This is a genomic window from Streptomyces sp. NBC_00464, from assembly GCF_036013915.1.
Classification (GTDB): domain Bacteria; phylum Actinomycetota; class Actinomycetes; order Streptomycetales; family Streptomycetaceae; genus Streptomyces.
This window is the reverse complement of the sequence record NZ_CP107899.1, coordinates 4,337,700-4,350,090: the sequence shown is the minus strand read 5'-3', so window position 1 is coordinate 4,350,090 and position 12,391 is coordinate 4,337,700. Positions and strand designations below refer to the sequence as shown.

Sequence of the window (12,391 nt, the reverse complement as noted above, 5' to 3'; positions counted from 1 at the left end):
ATCCCCGCCGCCCGCCTCAGCCCTTCACGCAGATGACCTGCTTCAGCTTCGCGACGACCTCGACGAGGTCGCGCTGCTGGTCGATGACCTTCTCGATCGGCTTGTAGGCACCCGGAATCTCATCGACGACGCCGGAGTCCTTACGGCATTCCACGCCCCGCGTCTGGTCCTCCAGGTCCTTCGTCGAGAAGCGGCGCCTGGCGGCGTTCCGGCTCATCTTCCGGCCCGCGCCGTGCGAGGCCGAGTTGAAGGACTTCTCGTTGCCGAGGCCCTTCACGATGTACGAGCCGGTGCCCATCGAGCCCGGGATGATCCCGTAGTCACCGGAGCCGGCCCGGATGGCCCCCTTACGGGTGACCAGCAGGTCCATGCCCTCGTACCGCTCCTCCGCCACATAGTTGTGGTGACAGGAGATGACCGGTTCGAAGGTCACCTTGGCCTTCTTGAACTCCTTGCGGACCACATCCTGGAAGAGCGCCATCATGACTGCGCGGTTGAGCTTCGCGTACTCCTGTGCCCAGAAGAGATCGTTGCGGTATGCCTGCATCGGCGGGGTGTCCGCGATGAAGACCGCGAGGTCGCGGTCGACCAGGTCCTGGTTGTGCGGCAGCTTCTGGGCCTGGCCGATGTGGAAGTCGGCCAGTTCGTTGCCGATGTTCCGGGAACCGGAGTGCAGCATCAGCCAGACCGCGCCCGCCTCGTCGAGACAGAATTCGACGAAGTGATTTCCTCCGCCGAGCGTTCCCATCTGCTTCGTGGCACGTTCCTGACGGAATTTGACCGCATCGGCCACTCCGTCGAACCGCTGCCAGAAGTCGTCCCAGTCGGTCGCCGCAAGACCGTGCAGCCGGCCCGGGTCCACCGGCTCGTCGTGCATCCCGCGGCCCACCGGAATGGCCTGCTCGATCTTCGACCGGAGCCGGGACAGGTCCCCGGGCAGGTCGTTGGCGGTCAGCGAGGTCTTCACCGCCGACATTCCGCAGCCGATGTCCACGCCCACCGCCGCCGGGCAGACCGCACCGTGCATCGCGATCACCGAGCCGACCGTGGCGCCCTTGCCGAAGTGGACGTCCGGCATCACGGCGAGGCCCTTGATCCAGGGCAGGGTGGCGACGTTGCGCAGCTGCTGCATCGCGACGTCCTCGACCGAAGCCGGGTCGGTCCACATCCGGATGGGGACCTTCGCACCCGGCACCTCTACATACGACATAGTTCCTCGATTCCCCCGAAAAGTCTGAAAACGCAAAACCGGTGCCAAGGTCGGCAAATAAGTCAGCCGACCGGCATTCACAGCGGCGCGTGCGATACACATTGTGTCCACCGGCCGCCATCGAGCGGCAACCGTTTTTCGTGCGAAGGGAGCCCAGGACCGTGCGACGAATGGCGTACGTACCCGGCGCCGTGCTGATCGCGGCACTCGTCGCCGGCTGCAGTGCCGGCACCGAAGGCGACGTATCCGCCTCCGACAGCAAGCCCGGCACCCTGACCACCTCCGCCGCACCCCCGGGCAAGTACCGCACCCTTCCCGAGGCCTGCCGGGCCATCCCCCTCTCCACCCTGAAGGACCTGCTGCCCGGCGCCGCGCAACTGCCCGAGGCCCAGCAGGACAAGGTGTACGAGGGCACGCCCGCCGGAACCTTCGACACGGACCGCCGCGTCGGCTGCCGCTGGACGTCCGACGCGCCCGACGCCTCCCGCAGCATCGCCATCGACTTCGAGCGCGTCGTCTCGTACGACCCGGCCGTGAGCGACGACGACCGCGCCCGCGAGGTCTACGCGAAGAAGGAGGACGCCGCGGACCTCCCCTCGGCCTCCCTCGCGCCCGACGACGCGGACAGGGAAACGGCCTCTCCCAAGAGCTCCCCGACGGGGAACGAGAAAGCCGGAGCGAAGAGCGACGGCGGAACCGACGGGAAGAAGGACGCGACACCGGACAGCAGCGCGACCGGCAGCGCGGATGACGCCGCAGGGGACGCCACAGGCGACGCCGAAGGCGACACCGCGGACGGTGGCACAGCCGGCAGCCCCGCCGAGAACCTCCAGCCCCGCGTCCTCGACACCCTCGGAGACAGCGCGTTCCTGGACGATGTGCTCACCCGGGCAGGTTCCACCGCACAGCACCGCACGGTGAGCGTGGTATTCCGCACATCGAACGTCATCGTCACCATCGAGTACACCGCGCAGCCGGCCCTCTCCACCGAGGCCCCCGACAGCAAGGAACTGCAGGAGAAGGCCCAGGCACTGGGCGAGAAGCTGGTCGACACCTTCAGCGAATAGCCCCGCCCCCGGCCGCCCCGGACGGGACGCCGACCGCCCCGCGGGCCTCCCGGCCGAGGCGGCATCCGGCCCCCGTCCGTCGTACCGTGGCCCTCCGGAACCGCCCGACCGCCGCCCGACCGCCGCTCCACCCGAGTGAAGGAACCATGCACCGATCAGCCCCGCGACTCACCCGCATACTCGCCTGCGCCGCCGTCCCGGTGATGCTCGTCGTCGCCGGCTGCTCGTCGGACTCCGACGGCAAGAAGGACGACGCCTCCTCCTCCTCGTCCGCCGCACCGGACGCGACGAAGACGGAACCGGCCGTCGCGCCGGCGAAGTTCGCCGTGCTGCCCGACCCGTGCAAGTCGATCACCGCGAAGACGGTCAAGTCCCTGGTCCCCTCGGCCAAGACCAAGAGCGGCACCCGCGGCAAGTCCAGCGACGCCGCCGCCCGCGGTGGCTGCTCGTGGAACGGGCTCGACGACAACGGCATCAAGGGCTCCCAGTACCGCTGGCTCGACGTCGGCTTCACGCGCTTCGCCTCCGACCAGGCCCTGGGCAGCGGTGCCGACCGCGCCCAGGCGGACTACACGAAGCAGGTCGCCAAGGCCCAGGCGGCCGAGGGTGCGAAGAAGCTCGCCACCGCGCCCGTCGGCGCCATCGGCGAGCAGGCCACCAAGATCACGTACGACCTCACCAAGACGGGTGAGGACTTCAAGTACGCGACCGTCGTCGCCCGTACGGGGAACGTCGTCGTCACCCTCAACTACAACGGCGCGGGCTACGCGGGAGCCAAGACCCCGTCCGCCGCCGACATCCTGAAGGGCGCCGAGAAGGCCGCCAAGGAAGCGGTCGCCTCGGTCGCCACCGCCAACGGGGCCGCAAAGCCGGGCAGCTCGCCGAAGCCCTCCGAGTCCGCCAAGGCAAAGGCCAAGACCGCAGCGCCCGCCTCGGCCGAGGAAACCGGCAAGGCAACCAGCAAGACGACGAGCAAGGCAACCAGCAAGGCCTCGCCCAGGAAGACGAGCTGACCGCACCCGCTCGCGCGGCAGCCGACGGCCTCAACCCTCCCGCGCAGAAACGGTTTTACGAAGCCCGGTCCTCACCCGAGAACCGGGCTTCGCCCCTCCCCGCGCGACGCACCCCACCGGCATGTGCCAGGCTGTGCCCGCCAGAACTCGAAGTCGTCCCGCTGGACCGGACGTCGGAGACAAAGAATTGGGGAGGGGTCGCGGGTGGCCGCGATGCAGCTGACACGCACGCACCGGATACTCATCGGGCTCGTGGTCGCCGGTGCGGTGCTCATCGCAGCGATCGGATTCGCGGGCTCGTACGCGGCCGTGCGCGAGCTCGCCCTGGAGAAGGGGTTCGGGAACTTCTCGCTGGTCTTCCCGATCGGCATCGACGCCGGCATCTGCGTCCTGCTCTCGCTGGACCTGCTGCTGACCTGGCTGCGCATCCCGTTCCCGCTGCTGCGCCAGACGGCCTGGCTGCTCACCGCCGCCACGATCGCGTTCAACGGCGCAGCCGCCTGGCCCGATCCGCTCGGTGTCGGCATGCACGCCGTCATCCCGGTGCTGTTCGTCGTCTCCGTCGAGGCCGCCCGCCACGCGGTGGGCCGGATCGCGGACATCACGGCCGACAAGCACATGGAGGGCGTCCGCCTCACCCGCTGGCTCCTCTCGCCCATCCCCACGTTCAAGCTGTGGCGACGGATGAAGCTGTGGGAGCTGCGCAGTTACGAGCAGGTCATCAAGCTCGAACAGGACCGGCTGATCTACCAGGCACGCCTCCAGGCACGCTTCGGGCGCAGCTGGCGCCGCAAGGCCCCCGTCGAATCCCTCATGCCGCTGCGCCTCGCCAAGTACGGCGTCCCGCTCGCCGACACCGGCCCCGCCGGACTCGCCGCAGCCGGCATCGAACCGGCCCTCCTGCCCCCCGCCCCCGCCCAGGCCGCCAACCCGGCCACCGCCGCCGCCGTGGAAACGGCCCCGCAGCCCGAACTCGCGTACGCCCCCCAGCAGGAGCAGTACGCCAAGACGGTCCCCGGCGAATGGGCCGAGGAGCAGCAGCCCGCGGAGGGCCCCGGCACGCACGAGAGCCCGTGGTTCGCGGCGCAGGTTCCGGACGGGGCGTACGAGGGTTCGTACAACCCGACGTATGTCGATGGTCTTGAGCCCACCCCGGTCATGATCCCGTCGGGCCCCGGCGGCCGCACCCGCCCGCTGGGCAACGTCGGCACGATCGGCGCCGTGCCCGGCCCCCGCACCGAGCAGGTGCCGTCGGCCCCCGAGGGCGGCGAGGCGCAGGCCGCGCAGGCCCCGGCACAGGTCCAGGCCCCGGCGCAGGAGCAGATCCCGGCGCAGGTGCAGGTCGCGGTCCAGGAGCAGCAGCCGCTGCCCGTCGTCGAGGCCGCCGACGAGTGGGCCGAGGAGTGGGCGCAGGAGGACGCGGAGTTCAGCGAGATCGCCTATGAGGTCTTCGCGGCGTTCGTGACGCAGCACAGCACGTATCCGAGCATCGAGGTCCTCGACATACATCTGTCGGACGGCCACAACGTGCGGCACCCGCGCAGCATGGCTCTGCTCCGCCAGCTGATCCAGGGCTTCAAGAACCGCTACCACGCCGAGCTGGAGGCCGACCACATCGCGTGAGCCGATGGGCCGCAGCAGCAGCGCCACCCATGCTCATGACGAAGGGCCGTCACCCGGATCACCGGGTGACGGCCCTTCGTCATACGTACGTACGCGGTTACGCGCCGAGCAGCGTGCGCACCCGGTCCGCCCCCACCGCGAGCAGCAGGGTGGGCAGGCGCGGGCCGGTGTCCCGGCTGACCAGCAGCCGGTAGAGCAGTGCGAAGAACGACCGCTGCGCCGCCTTCAGCTCCGGCGTCGGCTTGGCGTCGGCCTCCAGCCCCTCCATCACCTTCGGTACGCCGTAGACGAGCGTGCTCAGCCCGTCCAGGGACCAGTGCGAGTCCAGGCCCTCCAGGAGCAGGCGCAGCGACTCGCGCCCCTGCTCGTCCAGCGAGCCGAGCAGTTCCTTGTCCGGCTCGTCGCGGACGATGGTGCGGGCCTCGGCCGGGACCTGGGTGGTGATCCAGTTCTCGGCCCGGTCGAGTCGCGGCCTGGCCTCGTCCAGCGAGGTCAGCGGGCTCGACGGGTCCAGCTCGCTGAGGATGCGCAGCGTCTGGTCCTCGGCGCCGGCCGTGATGTCGGCGACCGAGGCGAGGGTGCGGTACGGGAGCGGGCGCGGCGTGCTCGGCAGCTCACCGGCGGCGGTGCCGATCGCCCGGGTGTACGCGGCGGCGTCCGCCGGCAGCACCGAGCCGTCGGCGACCTTGCGTCCCAGCGAGTCCCACTCGTCGTAGAGCCGCTGGATCTCCTGGTCGAAGGCGATCTTGAAGGACTGGTTGGGCCTGCGGCGGGCGTAGAGCCAGCGCAGCAGCGGCGCCTCCATGATCTTCAGCGCGTCGGCCGGGGTCGGCACGCCGCCCTTGGAGGAGGACATCTTCGCCATGCCGGAGATGCCGACGAAGGCGTACATCGGTCCGATCGGCTGTACGCCGTCGAAGATCTCGCGGACGATCTGGCCGCCGACGACGAACGACGACCCGGGTGAGGAGTGGTCGACTCCGCTCGGCTCGAAGATCACGCCTTCGTACGCCCAGCGCATCGGCCAGTCGACCTTCCAGACGAGCTTGCCGCGGTTGAACTCCTTCAGCCGGACCGTCTCGGCGAAGCCGCAGGCCGTGCAGGTGTAGTTCAGCTCGGTGCTCTCGTCGTCGTACGACGTGACCGTGGTGAGGTCCTTCTCGCAGTTGCCGCAGTAGGGCTTGTACGGGAAGTAGCCGGCGGAGCCGCCGCTGCCGTCGTCCTCGCCGGCCGCGCCGGAGCCCGCCTCGGCCTCCAGCTCCGCCTCGTCGGCCTTCTTCTGCTGCGGCTTCTTGCCGCCCTTGGTACCGCCCGCCGCCGGGTCCTTCTTGGTCCGGTAGCGGTCCAGGACGGCGTCGATGTCCGCGCGGTGGCGCATCGCGTGCAGGATCTGCTCGCGGTACGTCCCCGCCAGGTACTGCTCCGTCTGGCTGATTCCGTCGTACTCGACACCCAGCTCGTCCAGGGACGCCGTCATGGCGGCCTTGAAGTGCTCGGCCCAGTTCGGATAGGCGGAGCCGGCCGGGGCGGGCACCGAGGTCAGCGGCTTGCCGATGTGGTCGGCCCAGGACGCGTCGACGCCCTCGACGCCGTTCGGCACCTTGCGGTAGCGGTCGTAGTCGTCCCACGAGATCAGGTGCCGGACGGTGTACCCGCGGCGGCGGATCTCGTCGGCGACCAGGTGCGGGGTCATGACCTCGCGGAGGTTGCCCAGGTGGATCGGGCCCGACGGGGAGAGGCCGGACGCGACGACGACCGGTTTGCCAGGCGCACGACGCTCCGATTCGGCGATGACCTCGTCCGCGAAGCGGGAGACCCAGTCGGTCTCGGTGCTGCTCTGACTCTGAGCCACGGTCGGCACGTCCTTCTCTCTTGTAGGACTCATAGGGGCACCGACCATTCTCCCAGGTACCGCCCACAGCGCGAAAACGGCTTTACGGGGGCGCGCGTCCGCAGGCGTAAACGGCTTTACAGCCCGTGGGATACTTGGGGTCATCCCTTGTACCCCTACGGAAACGGCAGCCAGCTGATGGCCTCGGTCAATTCCCTCGCTTCCACGCTCCAGCAGCAGCTGGCGGACGCCCTGACGGCAGCCCTGCCGGATGCCGGTACCGCGGACCCGCTGCTGCGCCGAAGCGACCGGGCCGACTTCCAGGCCAACGGCATCCTGGCGCTCGCCAAGAAGCTCAAGGGCAATCCGCGCGAGCTGGCCGCCCAGGTCACCGGCGCCCTTCCGGCGACGGACCTGATCAAGGACATCGAGGTGTCCGGGCCCGGCTTCCTGAACATCACGCTCTCGGACAAGGCGATCATCGAGACGCTCGCCGCGCGTGCCGCGGACGAGGAGGGCCGGCTCGGCGTGCCGTACAACGGCGCCGCCGGCACCACCGTCATCGACTACGCCCAGCCGAACGTGGCCAAGGAGATGCACGTCGGTCACCTGCGGTCCGCCGTGATCGGCGACGCGATGGTGCAGATCCTGGAGTTCACCGGCGAGTCCGTCGTCCGGCGGCACCACATCGGCGACTGGGGCACCCAGTTCGGCATGCTCATCCAGTATCTGATCGAGCACCCGGACGAGCTGAACCACGAGGGCGACGAGGCCGACGGCGAGGCCGCCATGTCGTCCCTGAACCGGCTCTACAAGGCGTCCCGGGTCCTGTTCGACTCGGACGAGGAGTTCAAGGCCCGCTCGCGGGACCGGGTGGTCGCGCTCCAGGCCGGTGAGCCGGAGACGCTCGCCATGTGGCAGCGGTTCGTCGACGAGTCGAAGATCTACTTCTACTCCGTCTTCGACAAGCTCGACATGGAGATCAGCGACCCCGACATCGTCGGCGAGTCCGGCTACAACGACATGCTGGAGGAGACCTGCCGGATCCTGGAGGAGACGGGCGTCGCCGTCCGCTCCGAGGGTGCGCTCTGCGTCTTCTTCGACGATGTGAAGGGCCCGGACGGCAACCCGACCCCGCTGATCGTCAAGAAGACGAACGGCGGCTACGGCTACGCGGCGACCGACCTCTCCGCGATCCGTGACCGGGTGCAGAACCTCAAGGCGGACACCCTGCTGTACGTGGTGGACGCGCGGCAGTCCCTGCACTTCAAGATGGTCTTCGAGACGGCCCGGCGGGCCGGCTGGCTGAACGAGGACGTCAAGGCGCACCAGCTGGCGTTCGGCACGGTGCTCGGCAAGGACGGCAAGCCGTTCAAGACCCGTGAGGGCGTCACCGTCCGGCTTCAGGACCTGCTGGACGAGGCGGTCGAGCGGGCGACGGCCGTGGTCCGGGAGAAGGCCGAGAAGGTCGGCCTGTCCGAGGAGGAGATCGTCGAGAACGGCCGGTACGTCGGCGTCGGCGCCGTGAAGTACGCGGACCTGTCGACCTCCGCCGTGCGGGACTACAAGTTCGACCTGGACCAGATGGTGTCGCTGCACGGCGACACGTCGGTGTACCTCCAGTACGCGTACGCGCGTATCCGCTCCATCCTGCGCAAGGCCGGCGACGCGAAGCCGGTCGCGCACCCGGAGCTGGAACTGGCCCCGGCCGAGCGGGCGCTGGGTCTGCACCTGGACCAGTTCGGCGAGGTGCTGTCCGAGGTGGCGGCGGGCTACGAGCCGCACAAGCTGGCCGCGTACCTCTACCAGCTCGCCTCGCTCTACACGACGTTCTACGACCAGTGCCACGTCCTGAGCGATGAGAACCCGGCCGAGGTCGTCGAGAACCGGCTCTTCCTCTGCGACGTCACCGCCCGCACCCTGCACCAGGGCATGGCGCTGCTCGGTATCAGGACCCCCGAGCGCCTCTGAGCGCCGCACGTCCGGACGAACGAGGGCGGGGCCCGGCACACATCGGTGTGCCGGGCCCCGCCCTTTTGCGTCCGTGGGCCGGCGTCACTCCGGCCGGCCGAGCGCCCAGCCGGACACGTCGGACAGCCGCCCGCGCCACAACGGGAGCCGCAGCGGAGCCGTACCGCCGAAGAGGAGCGTGGCATCCCTCAGGTGGATCCATCGGGGCAGCTGCTGCGCATGCTCGTCCGCGCCGAGTTCCTTGATGCCCTGGTCCACCGTCTCGGGGAACTCGGCGATGAGGTTGGCGCCCTCGCCCTCGACCTGCCGCAGGCTCCTGGACCAGTCCGCCTTCCACGCCTCGTGCCCGATCACGTCACCGTGCAGCACCCCGGCGGGGATGGTCAGCGTGAGCGGCAGCCCGGAGCGCATCTCCCTGTCGAGCAACTGGACCAGCAGCTGGAGCTGAAGATCGGGTACCGGCTCGGTGATCACCGCAGTCGAGTCCGGTGCGGGGCCTGCGGACTCGTTCATGAGCTGTTCCCTTCGCCGCGGCGGTGCGCCCGGAAGTGGATCCGCGCGAACCGCATGGTCTGGTCCCGCTCACCTTCCCCGAGGAAGGAGCCGCACGCCTCCCGTCGCGAGCGGAGTCGTGCCGATCGGATTTCTCCATTGGACTTGACCAATTTTCAGATAAGGGGAAATCATGACCGGGGTCGCCACAGAACCTTCATAACTGCTCCGCGGGAGAACCACGCATCATGCGTATATCCACCACTGCTGCCCTCGCGGCACTCGGCGGTGCCCTGGTACTCGGGCTCACCGTCGCTCCGGCCGCCCAGGCCACCCCCACCCCGACGGGCTGCACCACCGACGCCTTCGGAATCGCAGGTAAGTACGGCGAGTTCGTCCTCGGGGACGACGTCCACTCCCCCGACGCGGAGGGTGCCGTGGCCGTAGGCGGCAACGCCGACTTCCGGGGCGGGTTCAGCGTCGCGAACGAGCTGTCGGCCGCCGAGGTCGACGCCCTGCCGGGCCGGGCGTCGCTCGTCGTCCGCGGCGACCTGCTCAACGGTGGTTCGGCCACCGTCGTGATGAAGGGCAACGCGGTCGTCGGCGGCGAGGTCACGGACCGCGCCGTCGAACTGCACAGCGGCGCCTTCAGCCAGAAGGCCGACCTCATCGACTTCGACGCGGAGTTCACCAAGCTCAGGTCCTACTCCGCTGCGCTGGCCGAGGAGTCCACGACCTCCGGCGCCCAGGTGCGGCTCGACGGGAACCGGCTGACGCTGGAGGGCGGCGACAGCGTCCGTAACGTCTTCTCCGTACCGGCGGACCAGCTGAAGAAGGCCAAGGAGGTCTTCATCAAGGTTCCGGCCGGAGCGACGACGATCGTCAACGTCAGCGGCCAGAACTACGACATGGCGGCCGCCGGCACCACGGGCTTCTTCCTGTCGGGCGGTCAGGACTTCGTCCTGGACGACAAGTTGCAGAGCACGTCCGAGGGCAAGGTGCGGGCCAAGCTGCTGTGGAACTTCCCCGACGCCACCGAGATCACGAAGAACAGCCAGGCCGCCTGGCCCGGCAGCGTGCTCGCCCCCAAGGCCCACCTGGAGCTGGGAACGGCCGCGCCGGTCAACGGTTCGGTGTGGGTGGCCTCCCTGCACGGTTCGGGCGGGGCCGAGACGCACCACTTCCCCTTCACCGGCTGCCTCCCCGAGGTCCCCGGCGGGAAGACCCCGACACCCGGCACGACCCCGGCCACCACCCCTGCGACGACGCCGCCGGCGACGGGCACCCCGTCGGCCCCGGTGACCTCACCGTCCGAGAGCGCCACTCCGTCCGGCAGCCCGTCAGGATCCGCGACGCCCGGCACCTCGTCCCCCGCCCCGTCCGGCAGCTCCACCCCGGGTGCCGGCGGCGGTGAGGGCGACCTGGCCTCGACCGGCAGCAACGGCACGATCCCGATCGTCATCGGCGGCGCGGTCGTCCTCGCCGCGGGCGCCGGCCTGGTCGTGGCGGCCCGCCGCCGCAAGCAGGCCTGACGCACCCCGTACGACACACGCCGGGCGCGGACTCACCGCGCCCGGCGCCAGGTCGGGGATCCGGCGCCCTCACTCGCCCTGGCCCTCCAGCGATTTCGAGATGTCCTCCCACACGGCCGTGTCGGACCGGTATTCGTACACGGGCCGGTTCCTCATCCCTGCCGTGCGGAACGGCTTGCCGTTGTCATCGATGCGCAACGTCCCGCTCCGGCCCTTGCTGGACCAGTCCAGCTCCAGGTACCAGGTCACGTCGTGGTCCTCGGTGTGCGCGTTGACGTGGAACACCTCCACGTCGGTGGAGCTCACCCGGTACGGGAAGTTCTTCGCCGGTACGACCTTGCCGGCGTCCTCACCGGCGACCGGCCGCGATACGGGCTGGCCGTCGTCCAGGTCGATATTGAACGACTGCGGCATGATGCCGCCCCCGCAGCCCTCCCCCATCGAGTACGCGGGCCAGTCGTTGGCCGCCGTCTGCTTCACCACCCGGACACGGAGTGCCTTCAGGACGACCGCATCCTGCGAAGCTCCCTGCAGGGTGAGTTCGATCAGCATCTTCCCTCCGTCCACCCCGCCCAGCTGCGCCGACCAGTTGCGCCTTGCCCTGTCCGCGACGTCCGGCACCGGCGGCATGCCCTGGGGGTCCCGGTCGAGCAGGAAGTACTGACTGCAGGGCCAGTCCCAGTTGTACGAACTGAGCGTGGAGGTCACCGGCACCCCCTGGGACCCGGTGCTCTTCGCTCCCTCCTCTCCCTTCCCGTCCGCGCCCCGGGGGGCGGTGGGCTTCGTCGCCGTGGCGGAGGGTGACGCGGAGCCGCTGGTCGCGGACGGCGAAGGCTTCGAAGGACTCGGCGACGGAGACGTGCTGCCATTCCGGCTCGGAGTGACCGGTGCGCTGCTGCGGGGCGCGTCCATACCCTCCTCGTGGCTGCGGTCGCCCGAGTAGTGGCTGATCGCCAACGCGGTGGGCACGGTGAGCGCCACGACCGCGACGGCCGCGAGCAGGACACGCAGCCGCTTGCCGGACAACCGGCCGCGGGCCGGCACGACTCCGGCGCTCCGCGCATCCGGCGTCACGTCCTCGGCAGCCGCTGAACCGGGGACCGTCCCCGGCTCAGCTTCTGATTCCGCTTCTGGTTGCGGTCCCGGTTCTGAACCCTGTTCCGATCCCGGTCCCGGGGCAGGGTCGGGGCGGTTCACCGGATCCTGCGGCGGGGCCGCGAGCTCCGACGTCACCATGGACGGCTCGACCCTCCCGGCAGCCTCCGCCTTCCGGGCCCCTCGCCGCTTCGCCTCGTCGGCGAGGATCCACTGCCGGTGCAACGCCACCAGCTCGTCCGACGGCGCACGGCACACGCGCGCGAAGCGCTCGACCGGCGCGTAGTCGTGCGGGACCGCTTCCCCGTTGCAGTACCGGTGAATCGTGGAGGTGCTCATGTGCAGCTTCTGGGCCAGCGCTCCGTAGCTCAGCCCCGAGCGCTCCTTCAGGCTCCTGAGCAATGCGGCGAAGTCCTGGATCTCCGTGCCCACTCTGACCGTTCCCCTCTACTGCCCTCCCGGAACGGCGTCCCAGGCAGGTGGTGTCATCGCAGGTCAGAGGCCATGTTTCCGTTCCAGCGTCCCGTACCCACCGGCAATCGTTGCCACCGGATCCG

Annotated in this window: 9 protein-coding genes; 5 read left to right on the top strand and 4 right to left on the bottom strand. The window is 69.8% G+C overall.

Annotated elements, in window-relative coordinates; genetic code table 11:
* Positions 1 to 16: 16 nt before the first annotated feature.
* The gene (locus OG912_RS19610) at positions 17 to 1,210 is read right to left on the bottom strand and encodes an RtcB family protein (protein ID WP_327710475.1); all 1,194 of its coding nucleotides are present in this window, start codon (positions 1,208 to 1,210) and stop codon (positions 17 to 19) included.
* A 170-nt stretch (positions 1,211 to 1,380) separates the two neighbouring features.
* Here OG912_RS19610 and OG912_RS19605 point away from each other — a divergent pair, with 170 nt between their 5' ends.
* From OG912_RS19605 to OG912_RS19595, 3 genes are all read left to right on the top strand, one after another.
* Positions 1,381 to 2,277 (top strand): DUF3558 domain-containing protein, encoded by an 897-nt coding sequence (locus OG912_RS19605; RefSeq protein WP_327710474.1) that lies wholly within the window; start codon positions 1,381 to 1,383, stop codon positions 2,275 to 2,277.
* 146 nt (positions 2,278 to 2,423) lie between these two features.
* On the top strand, positions 2,424 to 3,290 hold the full coding sequence (locus tag OG912_RS19600) for a DUF3558 family protein (protein ID WP_327710472.1): 867 nt from the start codon (positions 2,424 to 2,426) through the stop codon (positions 3,288 to 3,290).
* A gap of 213 nt (positions 3,291 to 3,503) precedes the next feature.
* Positions 3,504 to 4,913 (top strand): DUF2637 domain-containing protein, encoded by a 1,410-nt coding sequence (locus OG912_RS19595; protein WP_443060994.1) that lies wholly within the window; start codon positions 3,504 to 3,506, stop codon positions 4,911 to 4,913.
* 97 nt (positions 4,914 to 5,010) lie between these two features.
* Here the strand turns inward: OG912_RS19595 and lysS are convergent, their stop codons facing one another.
* Positions 5,011 to 6,774 (bottom strand): lysine--tRNA ligase, encoded by a 1,764-nt coding sequence (gene lysS, locus OG912_RS19590; protein WP_326740655.1) that lies wholly within the window; start codon positions 6,772 to 6,774, stop codon positions 5,011 to 5,013.
* Between the two features lie 168 nt (positions 6,775 to 6,942).
* Here lysS and argS point away from each other — a divergent pair, with 168 nt between their 5' ends.
* A complete protein-coding gene (argS, locus tag OG912_RS19585; RefSeq protein ID WP_327713476.1) occupies positions 6,943 to 8,715 on the top strand; it encodes an arginine--tRNA ligase in 1,773 nt (590 codons plus the stop codon).
* An 84-nt stretch (positions 8,716 to 8,799) separates the two neighbouring features.
* On the opposite strand, the gene OG912_RS19580 is transcribed toward argS, so the two are convergent.
* On the bottom strand, positions 8,800 to 9,228 hold the full coding sequence (locus OG912_RS19580; RefSeq protein ID WP_326736886.1) for a hypothetical protein: 429 nt from the start codon (positions 9,226 to 9,228) through the stop codon (positions 8,800 to 8,802).
* 227 nt (positions 9,229 to 9,455) lie between these two features.
* Between OG912_RS19580 and OG912_RS19575 the strand changes: the two genes are divergently transcribed.
* Positions 9,456 to 10,739 (top strand): choice-of-anchor A family protein, encoded by a 1,284-nt coding sequence (locus OG912_RS19575; RefSeq protein ID WP_327710470.1) that lies wholly within the window; start codon positions 9,456 to 9,458, stop codon positions 10,737 to 10,739.
* Between the two features lie 69 nt (positions 10,740 to 10,808).
* Here the strand turns inward: OG912_RS19575 and OG912_RS19570 are convergent, their stop codons facing one another.
* Positions 10,809 to 12,266: a helix-turn-helix domain-containing protein gene (locus tag OG912_RS19570; RefSeq protein WP_327710469.1), complete on the bottom strand. Its 1,458-nt coding sequence runs from the start codon at positions 12,264 to 12,266 to the stop codon at positions 10,809 to 10,811.
* Positions 12,267 to 12,391: the final 125 nt, after the last annotated feature.